This window comes from Haloplanus sp., from assembly GCF_028275055.1.
GTDB lineage: Archaea > Halobacteriota > Halobacteria > Halobacteriales > Haloferacaceae > Haloplanus.
The window spans coordinates 1-18,116 of the sequence record NZ_JAQCNJ010000047.1 but is presented as its reverse complement, the minus strand read 5'-3'; the positions used below and the strand labels follow the sequence as shown (position 1 = coordinate 18,116).

The 18,116-nt window shown below is 67.8% G+C and carries 23 protein-coding genes, 1 tRNA gene and 1 pseudogene; 13 read left to right on the top strand and 12 right to left on the bottom strand.

The window, feature by feature from the left end; translation table 11 throughout:
• Window positions 1–149 precede the first annotated feature (149 nt).
• Window positions 150–554 carry a PH domain-containing protein gene (locus tag Q0925_RS06500; protein ID WP_299333063.1) on the top strand — a complete coding sequence of 135 codons (405 nt, stop codon included), beginning with the start codon at window positions 150–152 and terminating at the stop codon, window positions 552–554.
• Window positions 555–727: 173 nt separating this feature from the next.
• Window positions 728–895, top strand: coding sequence for a hypothetical protein (locus Q0925_RS06495; protein ID WP_299333060.1), 168 nt, complete (start codon window positions 728–730; stop codon window positions 893–895).
• 41 nt (window positions 896–936) lie between these two features.
• Here Q0925_RS06495 and Q0925_RS06490 read toward each other — a convergent pair whose 3' ends face one another.
• Genes Q0925_RS06490 through Q0925_RS06460 form a run of 7 tightly spaced genes read right to left on the bottom strand, consistent with a single transcriptional unit; the run spans window position 937 to window position 4,543 of the window.
• Window positions 937–1,656: a metallophosphoesterase gene (locus Q0925_RS06490; RefSeq protein WP_299333058.1), complete on the bottom strand. Its 720-nt coding sequence runs from the start codon at window positions 1,654–1,656 to the stop codon at window positions 937–939.
• A gap of 30 nt (window positions 1,657–1,686) precedes the next feature.
• Complete coding sequence (locus Q0925_RS06485) at window positions 1,687–2,295, bottom strand: J domain-containing protein (protein WP_299333069.1); 609 nt, start codon at window positions 2,293–2,295, stop codon at window positions 1,687–1,689.
• 38 nt (window positions 2,296–2,333) lie between these two features.
• The gene (locus Q0925_RS06480; protein ID WP_299333055.1) at window positions 2,334–3,092 is read right to left on the bottom strand and encodes a proteasome assembly chaperone family protein; all 759 of its coding nucleotides are present in this window, start codon (window positions 3,090–3,092) and stop codon (window positions 2,334–2,336) included.
• A gap of 5 nt (window positions 3,093–3,097) precedes the next feature.
• Window positions 3,098–3,280: an RNA-protein complex protein Nop10 gene (locus Q0925_RS06475; protein WP_299333052.1), complete on the bottom strand. Its 183-nt coding sequence runs from the start codon at window positions 3,278–3,280 to the stop codon at window positions 3,098–3,100.
• A gap of 3 nt (window positions 3,281–3,283) precedes the next feature.
• On the bottom strand, window positions 3,284–4,081 hold the full coding sequence (locus Q0925_RS06470) for a translation initiation factor IF-2 subunit alpha (RefSeq protein WP_299333050.1): 798 nt from the start codon (window positions 4,079–4,081) through the stop codon (window positions 3,284–3,286).
• A 10-nt stretch (window positions 4,082–4,091) separates the two neighbouring features.
• Entirely contained in the window at window positions 4,092–4,265 is a 174-nt protein-coding gene (locus Q0925_RS06465) for a 30S ribosomal protein S27e (protein WP_299333048.1), read from the bottom strand.
• Entirely contained in the window at window positions 4,262–4,543 is a 282-nt protein-coding gene (locus Q0925_RS06460; RefSeq protein WP_092631957.1) for a 50S ribosomal protein L44e, read from the bottom strand. The genes Q0925_RS06465 and Q0925_RS06460 overlap by 4 nt, the downstream gene beginning before the upstream one ends.
• Window positions 4,544–4,854: 311 nt before the next feature.
• Between Q0925_RS06460 and Q0925_RS06455 the strand changes: the two genes are divergently transcribed.
• Window positions 4,855–5,109, top strand: a complete 255-nt coding sequence (locus Q0925_RS06455) for an HAH_0734 family protein (protein ID WP_299333042.1) — start codon at window positions 4,855–4,857, stop codon at window positions 5,107–5,109.
• On the opposite strand, the gene Q0925_RS06450 is transcribed toward Q0925_RS06455, so the two are convergent.
• Window positions 5,110–7,437 carry a DUF2298 domain-containing protein gene (locus tag Q0925_RS06450; protein WP_299333039.1) on the bottom strand — a complete coding sequence of 776 codons (2,328 nt, stop codon included), beginning with the start codon at window positions 7,435–7,437 and terminating at the stop codon, window positions 5,110–5,112.
• Between the two features lie 134 nt (window positions 7,438–7,571).
• On the opposite strand from Q0925_RS06450, the gene Q0925_RS06445 reads away from it, so the two are divergent.
• The 3 genes from Q0925_RS06445 (at window position 7,572) to Q0925_RS06435 (ending at window position 8,950) form a co-directional block, all read left to right on the top strand.
• Window positions 7,572–8,342 carry a glycosyltransferase gene (locus Q0925_RS06445; protein WP_299333036.1) on the top strand — a complete coding sequence of 257 codons (771 nt, stop codon included), beginning with the start codon at window positions 7,572–7,574 and terminating at the stop codon, window positions 8,340–8,342.
• Window positions 8,339–8,797, top strand: coding sequence for a GtrA family protein (locus Q0925_RS06440; RefSeq protein ID WP_299333034.1), 459 nt, complete (start codon window positions 8,339–8,341; stop codon window positions 8,795–8,797). Before Q0925_RS06445 ends, Q0925_RS06440 begins: the two co-directional genes overlap by 4 nt.
• A gap of 78 nt (window positions 8,798–8,875) precedes the next feature.
• Window positions 8,876–8,950 (top strand) — tRNA-Met (locus Q0925_RS06435).
• A gap of 493 nt (window positions 8,951–9,443) precedes the next feature.
• Here the strand turns inward: Q0925_RS06435 and Q0925_RS06430 are convergent.
• From Q0925_RS06430 to Q0925_RS06415, 4 genes are read right to left on the bottom strand one after another with little or no spacing between them, the layout of a single operon-like run.
• Window positions 9,444–9,860, bottom strand: a complete 417-nt coding sequence (locus tag Q0925_RS06430) for a Rieske (2Fe-2S) protein (protein ID WP_299333031.1) — start codon at window positions 9,858–9,860, stop codon at window positions 9,444–9,446.
• Between the two features lie 46 nt (window positions 9,861–9,906).
• Window positions 9,907–10,788, bottom strand: coding sequence for an aminotransferase class IV (locus Q0925_RS06425; RefSeq protein WP_299333028.1), 882 nt, complete (start codon window positions 10,786–10,788; stop codon window positions 9,907–9,909).
• 6 nt (window positions 10,789–10,794) lie between these two features.
• On the bottom strand, window positions 10,795–11,298 hold the full coding sequence (locus Q0925_RS06420; RefSeq protein ID WP_299333025.1) for a helix-hairpin-helix domain-containing protein: 504 nt from the start codon (window positions 11,296–11,298) through the stop codon (window positions 10,795–10,797).
• Window positions 11,299–11,343: 45 nt separating this feature from the next.
• Complete coding sequence (locus Q0925_RS06415; RefSeq protein ID WP_299333066.1) at window positions 11,344–12,162, bottom strand: shikimate dehydrogenase; 819 nt, start codon at window positions 12,160–12,162, stop codon at window positions 11,344–11,346.
• Between the two features lie 312 nt (window positions 12,163–12,474).
• On the opposite strand from Q0925_RS06415, the gene Q0925_RS06410 reads away from it, so the two are divergent.
• The 7 genes and pseudogenes from Q0925_RS06410 to Q0925_RS06385 all read left to right on the top strand — a co-directional run bounded on the left by Q0925_RS06410 (window position 12,475) and on the right by Q0925_RS06385 (window position 18,106).
• Window positions 12,475–13,800, top strand: a complete 1,326-nt coding sequence (locus Q0925_RS06410) for a sodium:calcium antiporter (protein ID WP_299333022.1) — start codon at window positions 12,475–12,477, stop codon at window positions 13,798–13,800.
• Window position 13,801: 1 nt separating this feature from the next.
• A pseudogene (locus tag Q0925_RS12370) lies at window positions 13,802–14,065 on the top strand (universal stress protein); the annotation flags it as partial.
• On the top strand, window positions 13,983–14,633 hold the full coding sequence (locus Q0925_RS06405) for a universal stress protein (RefSeq protein WP_349254396.1): 651 nt from the start codon (window positions 13,983–13,985) through the stop codon (window positions 14,631–14,633). The pseudogene Q0925_RS12370 and the gene Q0925_RS06405, both read left to right, overlap by 83 nt.
• Before the next feature lie 97 nt (window positions 14,634–14,730).
• Window positions 14,731–16,101 (top strand): D-aminoacyl-tRNA deacylase, encoded by a 1,371-nt coding sequence (locus tag Q0925_RS06400; protein WP_299333016.1) that lies wholly within the window; start codon window positions 14,731–14,733, stop codon window positions 16,099–16,101.
• A 118-nt stretch (window positions 16,102–16,219) separates the two neighbouring features.
• Window positions 16,220–17,431: a cell division protein FtsZ gene (gene ftsZ / locus Q0925_RS06395; RefSeq protein WP_299333013.1), complete on the top strand. Its 1,212-nt coding sequence runs from the start codon at window positions 16,220–16,222 to the stop codon at window positions 17,429–17,431.
• 62 nt (window positions 17,432–17,493) lie between these two features.
• Window positions 17,494–17,667: a protein translocase SEC61 complex subunit gamma gene (locus tag Q0925_RS06390; RefSeq protein WP_299333010.1), complete on the top strand. Its 174-nt coding sequence runs from the start codon at window positions 17,494–17,496 to the stop codon at window positions 17,665–17,667.
• A gap of 1 nt (window position 17,668) precedes the next feature.
• Complete coding sequence (locus Q0925_RS06385; protein WP_299333007.1) at window positions 17,669–18,106, top strand: transcription elongation factor Spt5; 438 nt, start codon at window positions 17,669–17,671, stop codon at window positions 18,104–18,106.
• The last annotated feature ends 10 nt before the right edge of the window (window positions 18,107–18,116 follow it).

Below are 18,116 nucleotides of genomic sequence, written 5' to 3'. Positions count from 1 at the left end.
CGACGACCCGGTCGAACTCGTCGTCACGCTTGCCGTCCGCGACCTGTTTCTCAGGCGGTTGGATGTGGACGATGGGTCGCCGGTCGGGGAGCGGGTCTGGTACCGACAGCGCGGCGAGTGACCGCCGTTGTGGTTCCGCCTCGACCCGTGTGCCCACACCCCAGTTTTATCAGATAAACAGTAATTGCGAGCGGTTCGACTACGGCACCATCTCGATCAGCACCGCCGGCAGTAGCGGCGCGGAGATATCGTTTTCCGGCATCCCGGACGCCCCGTCGGTCCGCGACCACATCACCGATCTTCAACGGACCCGCTCCGGCCGCGGGCGGGACGACGACGGCACCCGGGGGACCGGCGTCGACGCCGACACCGACACGGACACGACCCCAGCAAGCGCCGATCAGGTCGCCGAGTTGATCGCCGAGGTGCGCGCCACCCGCGAGGCGTTCGAACGGATCGAGCGCCACCTCACGGACGACGACCGGACGGCAGACACGACAACGACCGGCACCGAGGTGCCGACGGACGACACCGACGCCGGGCGAGACGGGTAGTCTCGGCGGAACGTTCCGTCGCCGTAGCGGCCGGGAACGTCCGGAACGCGTGCCCGCCGTCTGTGGGACGCCGCCGTGGGCATGACTCAACACCGGCGTTGAATCCGTCTCCGCCGCCCACACGATGCCGACGATCGTCGCGGCGTGGGCCTCGATCCCCGTCGGATCCCGGCGTGTCGCTCGTCGTTGAGACGGCGGGTCAGCAACATCCCGTGGTGGCTATCCGACGACGGGCCACCGCCTCGGCCGGGCACGACACCCTTCTCGCCGGAACCCCGGACGAACGGGTCGTCGCCGCCGCTCGTGTCGTCGCACCCAAACTCCCCGCCTTCCCGGCGTGACCGCCGCACACACCGGCAGAGACACCCGGTCGAACGAACCCCTATCGCCCCAGATATCGCCGCACCTCGCCGAGCGGCGGGAACCACAGCGTCTCCCCGGTGTCGTCGTCAACGACACCCGGACGGAGGGCATTGAGGTCGGTCACGAGCGGCGAGTCGAGCCGTTCCCGGCGCTCGACCCGTAGCCCCCGGGCGACCGTCGAGAAGGCCGGCAAAACGACCACCGGCCGGTCGTGGATCCCACCCTGTCCGCCGAGAAAACAGTCCCGCTTGCGCCCCGCGGCGGTGAGCGCAGGGTGGAGGTGGCCACAGACATACCGGTTGCCGTCCACCTCGGGGCGTTCGTCTCCGTGACAGACGACCGTCCCGTCCCGGAGTCGGTAGGCGTCGTGCACCGGCCCGGGCCACGTCGCGGCCAACCCGCCGTCGTGGTTGCCGGCGATAGCGACCGGCCGCGCCCCTGCCGCGCGGACGAGTCCCGCGATAGCCCGCACCGTTCCGGCCGCCCGGCGCGTCGGGCCGTCGAACCGGTCGAGAATGTCGCCCGCGAAAACAACCGTCTCCGGATCGGTCGCCTCGACCACCCGACTGAGACGGTCCCGGAGGTCGGATCGCTCGTCCAACAGGCCAGCGGCGTCCGACGCCGCCGCCCGCCCGACGTGGAGGTCCGCGACGACGGCCGCCTCCGCCGCGGGGAGGTACGCCGCTCGGCCATGTGTGTGGACGCCCTCCGGCCCGTCGGCTACGGTCGGCATAGGCATAGACACCGAACGGACCGGCCGGACAAAAAGTCAGTCCGCGTGTTTCTTCGCCGTCGTGTACGCCTCCTGCAGACGGCGGAAATCCTCGCCGTCGCCGCCGTGGTCGGGGTGGACCTCTTTGACCCGTTCGCGATAGGCCGTCTTCACCTCGTCGGGACCGGCGCTGGGCCGGAGCCCCAACCGTTCGAACGCCGACGCCACCGATCCGGTCGTTCCCGACCCCGTCGGACCCGGCTCTTCGCCGTCGGTCGGCACCTCGAAGGGCAGGCGACGGCCGAGTTGTGAGCCGGGCATCTCGTGTTCACAGAGCACGGCGTACGTGCCAGCCTCCTCGATCCGGAAGTACGCTTGCGGGTCGAAGGTGATCGCCACGCCACGTTCGGGCAGGTGGAACGCGACCGCCTCGCCGTGGACCGTGGCGTCCTCAACGTATCGCTCCCCGATGCGTCCCAGATACGTTCGTATCTCGCCCCGACGCCGGTCGCTGCCGTCGATCCGTCTGGACCGGTCGGTCCGCGAGGCGGGAAACAGGCGGTCGCCGGCGACAAAGATGCCGGCGACGGCCACGACCGCTGTGAAACCCATTACCACGCCGACGAGCAACCATGGCGGCACGAGACTGAACCACTCCGGCAGCACGCCCCCCATTGTGCGTCGGGAATAAAGAAGCCCTCGTCCTACCCGATGTATCGGAGGTCGTCGTCGGTGGGCATCTGAGCGCCTTGGTTTTGCATCTCCTGAATCTTGCCGACGACCTCCTCCATCTCGTCGGCCCGATCCTCCAAAGACTCGTAATCGAGGTCGAAGTCAAGCAGCGATTCGAGCACCTCAAGCACCGCACGCGCGCTTTTGGGATCGACCAGGTAGCCGCTGGTCTCGCCCATCAGACAGGCGGCGTCGATGTCGCGACGCATCCCCAACCCCAGCAACAGGCCGCTCACGCCGACGACGCCGCCGGCGGGTTCGTCGTCGCGGAACTCGACGCCCTCGGCCTCGAGGTCGTCGATCCGGCCGGCGTCGGTCACCGCCCCGAGAACGTGGTACTCCTCGACGAGTTCGCCCGTGGGCACGCCACCGAGCGCGAACAACTTCTCGACGCCGAGGTTCTCGCCCACGTCGAGAAACGCCTCTGTAAGATGGTAGTGGCCGGCGTTGCTCCCCGCCTGGTGGTCGCCGGTCAAAACGAGCAAATCCCGGCCGTCCGTCTCGACGGCGTGGAACTCCGCGTGAACCAGGTCAGCCACGCCGTCCTCGTCGATGCTCACCTGTGGCGGGAACTCGTCTGCGTACACCCGGCGGACGAGTTCGCTCTCGAACTCCTCGAGGAGGTACTCCGCGGCGAGTTTGCCGACGTGACCGACCCCGGGAAGTCCCTCGATGAGTACCGGATCGGACAGCGTCGGCTCCACGACCGTCTCGATGTCGATAGCGTCCATACGGTTTACTCCCGGTCCCGGCCGTTAAGAGCGCGTCGGTACTTCCCGTAGGGATCGTCGGGATCGAACGGTGCAGGGGCGGTGTTCACCGCCGCCGCGCCACAGTCCGGACAGTCCGAGTCGAGGGTGTACACCGGGCGGTCGTGTTCGGATCGCCACTCGCCACACACTCGGATGTCCGATTTCATTTCTCACTCCTCGTCGGTTCGGCGCTCGCGGTGGTACTCGCCGGTGCCGCCGGCCTCTGTGATTGCGGCCTTGGCGCGCCCGGCGCTGGCTTCGAGCGCCGACTCCGCGGTCTTGTAATCGGGCGCACGAACCTGGATGCGGTACTCCGGCGACCCGACGTACGAGACGGACAGTTCGATCTCGTCGCTCACGTCGCCGTTGCCCCCAGCGGCTTGGAGCGCCGTCTTGATGTCGTCGACGCTGCCACCCGGACACTCCAGATCGACGTAGCCCGTGACGTTGACGTAGGGTACCGAGACGTTCTCGCGGGCGGTCGCGACGATCGTTTCGACCGTTTGCTCGTCGAGGTCGATCCCGTCGAGGGCGTTCTCACCGCGTATCGCCGCCGTCTCGAAGGCATCATAGAGGCTCTCGAACTCCGACAACAGGGCGTCCGCGACCGCCTGATACCGCTCGTCGGAGACGTTCTCGCCGAACGCGATGCCCATCCAGTTGTCCGCCTTCTGCTCGTTTTTCCACTCCTGGATCTTTTCTTTGTGTTGGTGTTCGTTGACGTCCTTGACCGAAAGGTCGATCTGTTGTGATCCCTCGTCGACATCGAGCACCTTCGCAACGACCGTCTGTCCCTCGCGAACGTGGTCGCGGACATTTTTGATCCAGCCGCTTGCGACCTCGCTGATGTGGGCGAGACCGCGTTTGTCCTCGTACTCCTCGAGATCGACGAACACGCCGAAGTCGGTGATCTCGTCGACCTCGCCGACGACGAGTTCGCCCGTCTCGGGCCAGCCACTGTACTTCATGATATGGATGTTAGCGTGCCTCGACGGTGCCGGTGACCTCGCCCTCGAACTCCGAGTGGCCGCCGGTCGGTCGGGCGAGCGTACTCCCACAGACCGCACAGTTCACCGTCGTCGCGACCTTGCCGAAGACGGTCTGTTCGTTGCCACAGTCGGCACACTCGACGCTTTTGAAACTCCCCGTCATTCCTGAAACTCCAGTCGGCCGGCGCGCCATCCCTCGCGCATGTGGGCTTTCCCACACTCGGAGCAGCGGTACTTCAGGTTGGTCTTCTTTGTCGGCTTGTCGCCACCGGGCACCTTGGAGAACTTTCCGGCGTTGCCGATGGTGGAGGTGTTGCGTTCGCGTTGTCGGTCGATCCACTTCATGCCCGTCTCGCGGCCCCGGCGCACCTTCTCGACCTCGTGTTCAAAGTGCCCGTTGCAGTGCGGGCAGTACGTGTTGAATCGGCGTGGCATCTGCATAGATAATCTACCTTATGCGCACTTTCACGCCGGGCGTTAAAACCCGTTTGGTCTCGCCCGGATTTCGAGACCGGTGCGCTTGGCGGCCGAGCGGCCCCGGCACCGTGACCGATCACCTCCATGACGGCGACCGGATCCGGGCCGGCGGCGGCGGTGACCGATGCCGTCGTGTGCGGGATAACGGGCGTGCCGGTGTGGTGTGTCGCCGCGTGTCACCACCTACCCGTCGAGCACCGACGACCCCGAGGCGGGCGGGCGATCGGTCGACCGCCATCGAAGCGATTAAGCCCGGACCATCCGAACCGGCGCTCATGCAACACCTCATCGTCAAGGGGGACCCCGGCATCCGGAAGGACGCCGTTATCGACTACGACGGCGAGGAGCAGGTCTGTTTCTCGATCCAGCGCCAGGGTGACTACCACGGCCCCGACGAGGTCCAACTCTGGTGTACCATCGGCACGCCCGACGAGCGCGAACGCTTCGAGAAGCGCCGGTACGTCCAGCACTGGCTCGATGTCGACGCCGTCGACGCCGACGCCCTCAACGTGGTGAAGGCGCGCGGGTAGTCAGTCGACCCGTGGCTCCTTGACCCGATAAATCGTCACCGCGTCGGTCTCGAAGACGGGTGTCAGCCTGTCGACACTCTCGAACGTGACCGACCCGTAACGGGCGCGTTCTGCCGGCCCGACCCACACGTAGTCGACACCGTACGCCTCCAACACCTCGACGGTTCGCTCGGGCGACCCGGTGTAGGCGTCGTCCACGTCACGAACCCGCGAGAGGTACGGCTCCCGGCCCCGGTAGCCGACCTCGTGGTGCCAGCCGGCGACCGTCGGGACGCCGGTGAGGCTCGCGGCCGGGCTCGACTCCCAACCGTACATCCCCGGCTGTGCGGGCGCGTCACCGCCGGGGCCGGGGTACCGGCCCGTCGCCGGCGCGGACAACAGCGTCGGCCGGCCGGGCAGGGCATCGACGTAGGCGATGGCCGCCGCCTCGTCGGGGTGTTCTCGTTCGACAAACGCCGTGGCGTCGAGGGTCGGATCCCCACCGGCTCCGGCACCGGCACCGGCTCCGAAGTGTGCCGAGAACGCGAGGCCCGCGTACGGCACCGTGGCGGCGACAACGGCGACCGCGAGGCCGGCCCGAAGCCACCGGGAACGGAGTCCTGGGATCGACGCTCCGCCGGCCCACCGCACGAACGCGGGCACGGCGACGCCGGCGGCGACGCCCCACAGCACCCACACCTGCATGTACGTTTTGAACACGGTGTTCATCCGGAGGGGGCCGGCCTGTTCGACGACGTACACCAGTTCGACCAGTCCGACCAGCCCCGCACCGGCGACGATCAGGACCGTCTCGAACCCGACCGGCCGGTCGGTCCGACAGGCGGCCCACCCGAGAACGAGCAACGGGCCGGAAACGAGAACAACGGCGAGGTTCGCCGTCGCCGCGAGAAGTCCCAACGCGCCGACACCGACGAGCGGAGCGACGACGCGGTCGACCGACAGCCGATCCAGCAGATATGCGAGAAAGACGACGACAAAGGCCCCGTGGACGAGCAGAAGTGCCGGGAGACTCGACCGCTCCGCCGCGCCGAGAAGCGCGACCTCGCGCCCGCTGCCGGCCCCGAGCAGGAACGGGAGCGAGAGGACGGCCCCGAAGACGCCGGCAACGCCCGCGACGGCGAGTGCACCGCCGAGGTGCCCGAGTTCGTCGACCAGCGGGCCGGCCGACCGGGTCCGACGCCACGCCGCGAGCCGACGGGAGAGAAGCGGCCACGGGTCGGCGGGGCCGAGCGCGACCGCGAGAAAGAGCAGGCCAAACACCGACGGCACACTCCACGTGTCGACAACGGTCTGGAACCCCGCGAGCAGTGGGACGGCGACGAACGCGAGGCGCCGCCGCCGGGATAGGTCGCCGGCCGGTGTCCGATAGATTGCGAAGGCGAGCGCGGCCGCCAGCAGGAGAAAGGGCATCCCCATCATGTGTGCGTGGAGGTCACCGTTCAGCCACGCGAACAGGGGGAACTCGTTGATCGTTCCGGGGATGACACGGCTCGCGGTCCAGTACGAGAAGGTGTCGACGCCACCCGCGACGGCGTCGGTCGAGTAGCGTGTCCGAGCGGCGACGGTTCGGATCACGTCGGCCCGGAACGACCCCGGCAGCCGGCCGACGAGAAGTCGACCGGCCGTGACGAGGTTGCTCGCGACGCCGACAAAGAAGGCCGCGGCCAGCCCTGCCGCCCGCCACGATCCGGCGTGTTCGCGCCCGACCGCGCCGGCGAGGCCGTATGCGGCGGTCACCAGCATCGCGTAAAACCCCGCGAGCGAGAGGTTGTATGCGTAGCGGGTCGGGGTGGCGGTGAGATCCGCGAGCAGTGCGGTCAGCAGGTGACCGCCGTAGTAGTACCGCACGGGTTCGCCCGCGAACCACATGTCCTCTGGCGGGAGAGTTTCCGCGCGGTCGAGGGCCTTCAACAGGCCGAAATCCAGAAACTTCTCGCCGCCGACGGGGTAGACTGCGGGGTCGACGGCGCGGACGGCCACCAGCACACCGAAGGCGACGACGAACACCGCCGCCGCCTCCGCGGTCCGGCGGTCGGGGCGGACGCCGGCGCTGAGGCGGAGCCGCCGGTCCCGGAGCGCGCCGACGTCGAGGCTGGCGACGACCCCGAGTGCGACGAGAACGACGACACCCGCGGCGAGGGCGGGGAGACCGAAGGTTGCCTGCCCGACCCAGTAGGCCGTCGTACCCACAACTACGAGCGCCGTCGGGAGACCGAACCCGACGCCTCGGCCGGGCAGTGTCGAGAACAGGCGGGTGGCGACGGCACGCCCGAGGCCGGCGAGAACGGCGTAGGCGACGAGCCACCGGAGGACGAGACCGTACTCCATCTACCGAACAGGGAGCCAGCGGCGATAAACCGTTTGTGGTGTGTGTCGACTCCACAGACACCGAGACCGCGACCGAGACCGCGACCGAGACAGAAGTCGGTCGGTTTTTTACCGCCGTCGGAAAATGCGTTCCCATGACCCGTTCCGTCGGGGTGGTCCTCCCTGCGTACCACCCGGACGTCGACCGGCTTGCGACATACGTCGATGCCCTCCACGAGACGGTCGCCCCGGAGGTGATCCGTGTCGAACTCGACGCGGCGGAGCCTTCCGTCCGTGACCGCATCGCGTCGCTCCCTGTCACGGTCAACGAGGCACCTACCCGCCGAGGCAAAGGGGCGTCGATCACCGCCGGCTTCGAGGCGTTGTCAACGGACGTGTTGGTCTTTGTCGACGCCGACGGTAGCACGCCTGCCGAGTCCGTCGTGGACGTCCTCCGGCCGGTTACGGCCGGCGACGCGGGTCTCGCCGCCGGTTCTCGGCGACATCCCGACGCGACCGTCGAGTCCCACCAGACCGTCGCCCGCCGCTACCTGGGCGATGGTTTCGCGTGGCTCGGGCGTCGACTGCTCGACATCGACCTCTACGACTACCAGTGTGGCGCAAAGGCGCTCACCCGGGACGCGTGGGAGCGGATCCGCACCCACCTCACCGAACCCGGCTTCGCGTGGGATATCGAACTCGTCGCCATCGCCGACGCCGCCGGCTGTCGGGTCGTCGAGGTGCCGGTCGTCTGGGAGGACCGCCCGGAGTCGACCGTCTCGCCCGTTCGCACGACGCTCCGTCTCGGCCGAGGACTCGTCGCCGCCCGCCACCGGGCGAGACTCCTCCGGAACGACCGTCTGCACACGCTGCTTGACCGACAACGCGAATCGCCGTCGTCGCTCGTCGACCGGGACCACCGATGAGTAGAGGGCTCGGCAAACTGGAGGAGCTGTATTCGGGGGTCCGTTTTGGCCAGTTCGCCTCCGTCGGTGCGGTCGGCGCAACCGCCGAAACCATCGTCGTCGCGGTGCTGACGGCGGGCTACGGGATTCTCCCGCAACTGGCGAAGGCGGTCGGTGCCGAGGTGTCGATCACGCTCATGTTTCTCATCAACGACCGGTGGACGTTCTCGGAGGCTGGCTCCGAGGGACGGCGGGCGGTCGGGTGGCGCTACCTCAAGTCGCATCTGGTCCGTGCCGGCGGCCTGTTCGTCGGCTTCGCCGTGCTGACCGCGCTGACGAGTTGGACCGACGTGACGCTCGTGGTGTTTGGGGCCGACCTCTGGCCGACCGTCGCAAACGCCGTCGGTATCGGCTGTGGGATGGTGTTGAACTACCTCACCGAGGGGTTGTTCACGTGGCGTGTCGGCCGCGAGTGACCGACTCTCGCCCCGTCGGAATCCACGGACGGTACGCGAATCACAACCCTTAATGCCGCGACTGGACTCAAATCCTGTAGCGGGATGGGATAGCCAGGAGATTCCGCCGGGCTCATAACCCGGAGATCGGTGGTTCAAATCCACTTCCCGCTATCTTCCGGACGACCGACTCCCTCGTCGCCGCCGCTCCTCTGTCGTGAGTCGTCCGGAGGTCCCTCTGTGGATTTGAATCAGGGAGCGGGCGAGCGTCGCGAGCGAAACGACCGTGGTTCAAATCCACTTCCCGCTATCTTTTACAACCGAGGAACACCGGCTGATGGCCCCGCGACGACGCCGGCTTTATGATCCGGCGGATGACAGTTCTGGCCATGGTCATCTCCAATTCGGCCCTCCGGCCGGTCCCGCACTGTTGATCGTCGGCCTCATTGCCCTCGTCATCCCGTTCGTGATGGCGTACTGGGTGTACACCGACGCCGAGCGCCGTGGCGACGACCACCCGGCCTCTGGGCGCTCTCCGTCGGTGGCCTGATGGTTCTCACCTTCTTCGGTGGACTGCTCGCACTGGTGGTGTACATCTGGCAGCGGAACTGACCCGCCCGGCCCGGGTTGTTCCGTATCCCCGTCTCGCTCGACGGCCAACCCCGCGTCAGAACCCGAGTTCCGACGGCGTCGACCCGTTGGAGTCGTCGTGGCCACCGACACCGGCAAAGGCGTAGTCGTCGTCGGCCAGATAGACGTCGCCGCCATCGACACGCACCGCGACGGATTCGAGTACCGCGCCCTCGCAGGGGCCGAACGTGCACAACCCCGTGTCCGTCTCGAAGTAGGCCCCGTGGTTCGCACACACCACCTCGCCGTCGCGCATCGGCGCGCCAGACCCCTTGTCCAGTCGCACGTCAAGCAGGTGTCGACAGTAGTTCAGCCAGCCACGAACCTCCTCGTCGGGCGTCCGCACCAGCAATGCCTCCCGTCGCTCGTCGGTGTCGACATCGCGGACGGTGAAAAGAAACGTCGTGTCCGCCGGTACGTCGGAAACCGCGGCGATACGTCGGTCCGAGTCCATCACCCTGCGGTAACGACGGCTGTGACTTATACTCCCCGACGGTGGGTCAGGGCGCCGCGTCGACGACGCGGTGTTCGAACAGGCGAGCGAGAAGGTCGGTGACGGGACCGCCGCCGACGGCGACCCCGTCGATCCGTTCGACAGGGCGAACGCCGGCGGTCGGTTCGGTGATAAACGACTCCGTCGCCCCGCGGAAGTCCGCGGGGGTGTACGCCCCCTCGACGACCGGGAGGTCCTCGGCCCGTGCGAGGTCACGGACGACCGACCGCGTCGCCGTCCGGGCCGTCCGGTCGTCAAGCGCCGGTAGCCGGATCGCGTCGTCGGTGACGAACGCCGGATCACTCGCCGTCCCGCCGACGACGTGGCCGTCGTTGTCGAGAAGAAGCGCCTCGTCCGCCGGATCGTTGTCTGGCGGGGCGGTGTCGCGGAGTTCCGCCTGTGCCCGAACCGCGTCCAGACGATGGTGGGTAACCGCGGCCGACGGCACCGACGCGGGTGGGATCGCCCGCGTCCGGACGGTCTGGAGCGACACCGCACCCCGATCGCTTGGCAGTCCGACCGCCGTTACGACGACCGTCGGGTCCGGGTCCGTGGGCGGCCGAAGGCGGCCGGCATCGACCCGCGGCGGGTGGTCTGCGCTCCCCCGTCCCCGGGTGATCGACAGTCGGAGCAACGCGTCGTCGTGATCGTTCGCGTCCACGACGGCCGCGACGCGAGCCCGTAGGTCGGCGGCATCGACACCCGGATCGAAGCCGAGCGCGGCACACGCGTCGAACAGTCGGTCGAGATGCTGCCGCCACGCGATGGGCGTTCCGCCGGTGACGCGGACGGGTTCGCTCGCCGCGTCGCCGAGACAGACCCCACGGTCTGTGACGGGGAGCGTCGCCGATTCGGCGTCGACGAGGCGGCCGTCGACGTGGTACTGCATCGCCGATCAGCGGTCCCGCGCTCGCTCGATCCAACGGCCGACCCGCTTCGGCGAGAGACCGATGGCCTCCGCAAGGTCGTCTGCGTCCGCGGTCGAGAGGTCGGCCACCGAGTCGACACCTGCCTCGGACAGTCGATCCGCGTACGCGGGGCCGATTCCTTTGATCACGTCGGGTGACTCCGCGGTCCCCTCATCGGCTGCCGCCCTGTGTTCGGCGGTCGTCTCACCCTCCGATTCCGCCTCGGTAGTGCCGAGTTCCGTCTCCACGCCGCCCTCCGGACCGGCCGCCTCGGCCGGTTCGGCCGCGCCGGCCCCGTCGACCGATGTGCCTGCCGAAGCCGACACGGCGTCCCCGTCCTGTTCCGCCGCCTCCATGTCGGTCCCTTTTGCGGCCGCTCCGGTGTCGGTTCGCGCCTCGCGCTCGACGCTGACGGTCGCGCCTCGGTCCTCGTCGTCGGCCGAGCTATCGGCCAACCCGAGCAACGACAGGAGCGTATCGAAAAGTCCCATTACCGCTTACTTGGACCGCCCGATAGTTAAAAACCTTCGAGACTGTCAGAGATGTGATCGAAGCGTCCCGTTCATGATTTCGACGGGGGCGTCCCGACCGGTCCAGCGTTCGAACGCCTCGACCCCCTGAAACAGGAGCATCCAGCCGCCGTCGACGGTTGTCGCCCCCGCGGCCGCGGCGTCCCGGAGCAGGCGCGTCTCGACCGGCGAGTACACCGCATCGAGCACCGCCAGATCGGCGTGGAGCAGGTCGGCGGGGACCGGCGTCTCGTCTTTCTCCATTCCGACGCTCGTCGCGTTGACGAGCAGGGTGGCTTCGGGCACTCGGTCGGCAAGCGTGTCGAGGCCGCCGGCGGTCACGGCCCCACCGTTTGGGACGCCATCCCGCACGTCGGCCGCGAGCGATGCCGCCCGCTCGGCCGTCCGGTTGGCGATGTGAACGGCGTCACACGACTCCGCGAGGGTGAACGCGACGGCCCGTCCCGCGCCGCCGGCCCCGACAACGACGGCGTCACCAGACGGGGTGACCCCGTGGTGGCCGAGCGCCCGCCGAACGCCGGCGGCGTCGGTGTTGTACCCCCGCGGCGGCGACGTCGAGAGGTCGACCGTATTGACCGCCCCGATGCGCGCCGCGCGGTCATCCGGGTCGACGGCCGCCAGTACGTCCCGTTTGAACGGGATGGTGACGTTGAGGCCGTCGACACCCAGCGCCGCCGCCCCCTTGACCGCATCGACGGCGCTATCCGGGTCGGGTTCGAATGTGACGTACCTCGCCTCCATCCCCAGTTCCTCGTAGGCCGCCTCGTGCATCGGCGGCGAGAGCGAGTGGCCGACCGGATTGCCGATCAGGCCGAAGACGTGCACCGTCATCACGGCGATATAGCGAGCCCAGGGGCAAAAGCCCCTGCCACCGAGCGCCAACGCCGCATCTCGCCCCGCACCTCCCGATTTCGCCGTCGAGGCCGGTTCTACCGGCCCGTGATCCGATTCGCCGGCCGATAGCGTGTTCTGCGATTTCGGCGCTTGGAGCCGCCGATATCGGTGGTATGGCGGACAACTTGTGTTTTATATTGGGGGAGACGGATCGAACCGTACGAACGTTTCAATGATACGGATACAGACACGACTGGCGGCGACCGCGGGGCTCCGCACGCCGCCGACGAACGGGAGCGGACGATGAGGCGGCAGGCGCTCGGTGCCGTCGCCGGGGCGGTCGTGTTGACCCTCCCGTGGATCGTCATGTGGCTGACCGGAACAGCCGGTGGACTCTCGACGGGCGCGACCGTCGCGGTGAGCGGAATCTCGGTTCTCGGAGCCTCGTTTCTCCTTGCGTGGGGCGCGGAAACCGCCGAGAAGGACGTGCCGCGGGCGTTCGCTATCGCCGTTCTCGCGGTGCTTGCCGTCGCCCCGGAGTACGCGGTCGACGCGCTGTACGCGTGGAACGCCGGCGTGTTCGCGGGGACCGAGCGAGGCATCGAGGCGGGGAATCTTGCCGTTGCCAACATGACCGGTGCGAACCGCATTCTCATCGGGATCGGGTGGGCCGGTGTCGCATTGTTTACCGTTTTCCGGCGGGGGTCGTCGGCGGATCCGGCGGTCGAGAAACGGGACGGCTTTCTCGCCGACGCGGTCACCCTCGACCGCGACATCGGCCTCGAAATCGTCTTTCTGCTTCTCGCAACCCTCTGGGCCTTTCTCGTCCCCTTCGGCGGCGGGATCGATCTCCTCGATATGCTGGTTCTGGTCGGTATCTACGTCGCCTACATCGCCGTCATCATCCGCGGCGACGTCGAACACGAGGAAGGACAGGTCGGGGTTCCGGCCTACCTCCAGACGTTCCCCAGGCCGTACCGTGCGGCGACGGTCCTCTTTCTCTTTGCTTACTCCGGTCTGATGATCTTTACCGCCGTCGAACCGTTCGCTCACGGCCTCGAGGAACTCGGCCAGAGCGTCGGTATTCCCTCCTTCTTTATGATCCAGTGGATCGCGCCGCTGGCCTCGGAGTCGCCGGAGTTGATCGTCGTCGTCTATCTGGTGAACAAGGCCCGCTCGACCGCGGGGTTCAACGCCCTCATCTCCTCGAAGCTCAACCAGTGGACACTGCTCATTGGAACGCTCGTGGTCGTCTACTCCCTCGCGCTCGGCCGGTACGGTGCGCTCCCCTTCGACCAGAAGCAGTCCGCCGAAATCTGGTTGACCGCCGCACAGTCCTTTTTCGCAATCGGCCTCCTCATCAACTTCGAGATATCCGTTCGAGAGGCGATTGCGTTGCTCGTGTTGTTTCTCTCGCAGGTTCTGTCCGAGTTCCTGCTCATCCGTGAGGTGCTCGTACTCCCCATCTCGGATTATCAGCTTCTCCTCGTGTTCACGGGGGTCTACATGGCCCTCGGCGTGGGGTTGTTCGCCTCCCGCCGCCACGCGTTCGGGGGTATCCTCCGGCAGTCGGCCGGCACGGTGAGCGACGCGTTCTCGACCACCGACCACCCACGGAGGGCGGACTGAGATGTTCGACGCCGTGCTGATCGCGGTCGACGGGAGCGACTGTGCGCGCCGGGCGGCCAAGCACGGCCTCGAACTCGCGGCTCGCTACGACGCCGCGGCCGACGTCATCACCGTGTCCGGCGGCGACGACGAACGAGCGCAGGCGGTCCTCGGCGACATCGCCGAGATGGCGGCAGACGCGGATGTCTCCGCGGGGACCACACTGCTCACGGGCACGCCGGCGGGTGCTATCGTCGCCAGAACGGCCGATAGGGATGCTGACCTCGTCGTTGTCGGGCGACAAGGCCGGGGCGGCGTGGCGCAACACCTCCTCGGTAGCGTCACCGCGTGTCCTCCGCCGGAGCGACGTGCCGGTGCTGACGGTGCCTGCCGGCGAGAGCGGGGCCGACACCGGTGTGGACTACCGGACCGTGCTCGTGACCGCCGATGGAAGCGACGTGGCCGCGCGGGCGGCCCCCTACGGAGCCGACATGGCCCGGCGGTTTGGAGCGACCCTCCACGCGCTCAGCGTTGTCGACGTTCAGGCCGAGGCAGGGCTCTTCGACGCGGGTGGCGTCCGACAGGAGTTCGTCGAGCGACTCGAAACGAGAGGGCAGCAGGCGGTCGACGAACTGGTCGCCGGCATCGAGACGACCGACCTCGAGGTACGGACGTCCGTCGTCCGCGGGACCGCCCACGACGCCATCGCCGACTACGTCGTCGACAACGGCGTCGATCTGGTCGTCATGTCCTCGGAAGGGCAGTCCGGCCTCGCCGGCCAGCGACTTGGCACCGTTACCGGGCGGGTGCTCCGGAGCGTCGACCGCCCGGTGTTGGTCGTCACCGCGGACTGACCACCCCACCCCGCCTCGCCCTGTCCCGTCCCGTCCCGTCCCGTCCCGTCCCGTCCCGGACCGCGGTCGTTTTGAGGATCGACCGCCAGACTCCGCCGTGATCGCTATCGTCGTTAGCCGCGCCGACAACGCCTCCGAGAACATCGGCGAGCAGTTGCTCGACCTGACCGACTGGACCGAGCGTCGGGACGACACGCGGCCGGACGCCGACGGCGGTGGCGTCTACCACCGGACCGACGGCTTCGAACTGCGGACGTTCGACGACCTCCACATTCACCTAAACCGACCGGACGCGGCCTTCGACGACCCCGACCTGCTCGTCGTCGTCTCGCGCCACTCCGGCGAAACTGGCCCCCTCTTGACCGTCCACCACACGGGCAACTTCGGCGAGGCGGAGTACGGCGGTGAGCCGGGACAGTTTGCGCGCGCACCGCCAAACGCCGCCGCCGCCGCTGTCACCGCACTGCGCCGCCACGCCCCCGACGGCTACGAGGTCGGCACCGAGTGCACCCACCACGGGCCGACCGACGTGGGTGTGCCGTCGATGTTCGTGGAACTCGGGAGCAGCGAGACCGACTGGACCGACCTCGCTGGTGCCCGCGCCGTCGCGCGGGCGGTTCTCGACCTCCGTGGCGCCGACGCCGACCGCGAGAAACAGATCGCCGGCTTCGGCGGCGGCCACTACACGCCCCGTTTCGGCCGCATCGTCCGCGAAACCGAGTGGGCGGTGGGACACGTCGCCGCCGACTGGGGGTTGGAGGCGATGGGCAACCCAGCGACCAACCGGACGGTGATCCGGCGCGCCATCGAGGCCAGCGCGACCGACGTCGTTCTGGTTGAGGGTGACCGACCGGGACTCGAATCCGTTCTCGACGACCTCGGCTGTCGTGTGGTCACCGAAACGTGGCTCCGCGAGACGGGTGACCACCCGCTTTCCCTCGTCGACGCCGCCGAGGCCCGCCTCACCGCCGTCGACGACGGTCTTCGCTTTGGCGATGTCGTGCCCTCGGTCGAGGGTGATACGGCGGACGCCGTTGCTATCACCGCCCTGCCGGCCGACCTGATCGATGCGGCCCACGCCATCGACGCCGAGGCGACCCGCGCGGCCGTCGCGGGCGTCGCCGTCGCCTTCGAGACGGTCGAGGCAGGAACCCGTCCCCGTGGGCGGGTAGCGCTCCCGGCGGCCGATCCGGCGGCCGCAGCCGACGACCTGACCGACGCCTTGGTCGGCATCCTCCGGACCGGTGACGGCGACGTGGAACGCCGCGACGACGAGGTGGTCGTCCGGACGGAGTCGTTCGACCCTGCCGCCGCCCGCCGTCTCGGCATCCCGGAAGGCCCGGCCTTTGGCCGCCTCGCGGACGGACAGGCCGTCGAGGTGAACGGTGAGCAGATCGACCCGTCGGTGGTACGAACCGAACGGACCGAGCGCCTCCCCGTCGTCGATCCGCCCGAAATATCCGAATAACTATCATTGTCTGACGCGCGCATGACAGGCTCATGCGCCCGTTTCGAGAAGCGTCAGACACGCGCATGACAACAGGCGGAAAGATAATGTGGCTGCCTTCGAAACGCGTGGGCATACCATGGACTCGATCGTGGAGGATGCCATCGAGGACGCCGAGAAGCCGGAGCCGGGGGATGGGACTGCGGCCGACACGGGACCGGCAACGGGTCGGGAGTCGGCCGCCGAGACACCGGCCGACGACCCGAGTCGGTCGGGAAAGATGACCGACGACGAACTCGAAAACGTTCTGGACGACCTCCAGACGGAGATCACCGTCGTCGGCTGTGGGGGAGCCGGCGGCAACACCGTCAACCGGATGGCCGAGGAGGGGATCGAGGGGGCGAACCTCGTCGCGGCAAACACCGATGTCCAGCACCTGGTCGATGTCGAGGCAGACACAAAGATCCTCATCGGCGAGGAGAAGACCGGTGGCCGGGGCGCGGGATCGATCCCGCGGGTTGGCGAGGAGGCCGCTATCGAGAGTCAAGAGGACATCTACGGCGCTATTGAGGGCTCCGATATGGTGTTTGTCACCGCCGGTCTGGGCGGTGGCACCGGAACCGGATCGGCCCCCGTCGTCGCCGAGGCGGCCCGCGAATCCGGCGCGCTCACCATCGCCATCGTGACGACACCCTTTACCGCCGAGGGCGAGGTCCGTCGGACCAACGCGGAGGCCGGTCTCGAACGACTGCGCGACGTGGCCGACACCGTCATCGTCGTGCCCAACGACCGACTGCTCGACTCGGTCGGAAAACTCCCGGTCAAGCAGGCGTTCAAGATGTCCGACGAGGTGCTGATGCGTTCGGTCAAGGGGATCACCGAACTCATCACCAAGCCCGGACTGGTCAATCTCGACTTCGCCGATGTGAAAACGGTGATGAAAAAAGGCGGCGTCGCCATGATCGGACTGGGCGAGAGCGACTCGGAACAGAAGGCCAAAGACTCGGTGCGTTCCGCCCTGCGGTCGCCCCTGCTTGACGTGGATATCTCCGGGGCCAACTCGGCGCTCGTCAACGTCACTGGCGGCACCGACATGGCAATCGAAGAAGCCGAGGGTGTCGTCGAGGAGATCTACGACCGGATCGACCCGGACGCTCGCATCATCTGGGGGACCTCCGTCGACGAGGAACTCGACGGCACGATGCGGACGATGATCGTCGTCACGGGCGTCGAGTCGCCCCAGATCTACGGGCGTGACGAGGCGACGGCGAGCGAGGAGCCGCCGGCCGACGGGGCGACACCGGACTCGACACCCGAACCGGCGACAAACGACATCGACTACGTGGAGTAGCGCCCGGCGGCCGGCCCGAATCTTATCAATAGATAAAAAAAGCCGGCTCGCATAGCCGAGCTATGGACGTCAAATACGACCTCGCAAGCTACGTCCGCGTGCTCAAGATGGCGAGTACGCCGTCGTGGAACGAGTTCTCGCAGATCGCCAAGATCGCGGGGGCGGGGATCATTCTCGTCGGCCTCCTCGGATTCATCATGTTCGCCATCATGACCTTCATTCCCGGGGGCGGCTAACATGGGCATCTTCGCGGTCAAGACCACGGCCAGCCAAGAACGGACCGTCGCTGACATGATCGCCAGCCGCGAGGAAGACGAGGTCCACGCCGTTCTCGCGCCCGACTCGTTGACGAGTTACGTGATGGTCGAAGCCGAAAACAACGCCGTTCTCGAACGCGTGATGGACGAAATCCCCCACGCACGAAGCATCGTGCCCGGCACCTCCTCGCTCACCGAGGTCGAACACTTTCTCTCGCCGACGCCCGACGTGGAGGGCATCGCCGAGAGCGATATCGTGGAACTCATCGCCGGACCGTTCAAAGGCGAAAAGGCCCGCGTCCAGCGAATCGACGAGGGGAAAGATCAGGTGACCGTCGAACTGTACGAGGCGACGGTTCCGATCCCCGTGACGGTCCGGGGCGATCAGATTCGGGTACTCGACAGCGACGAACGCTAACGCGTTCCTC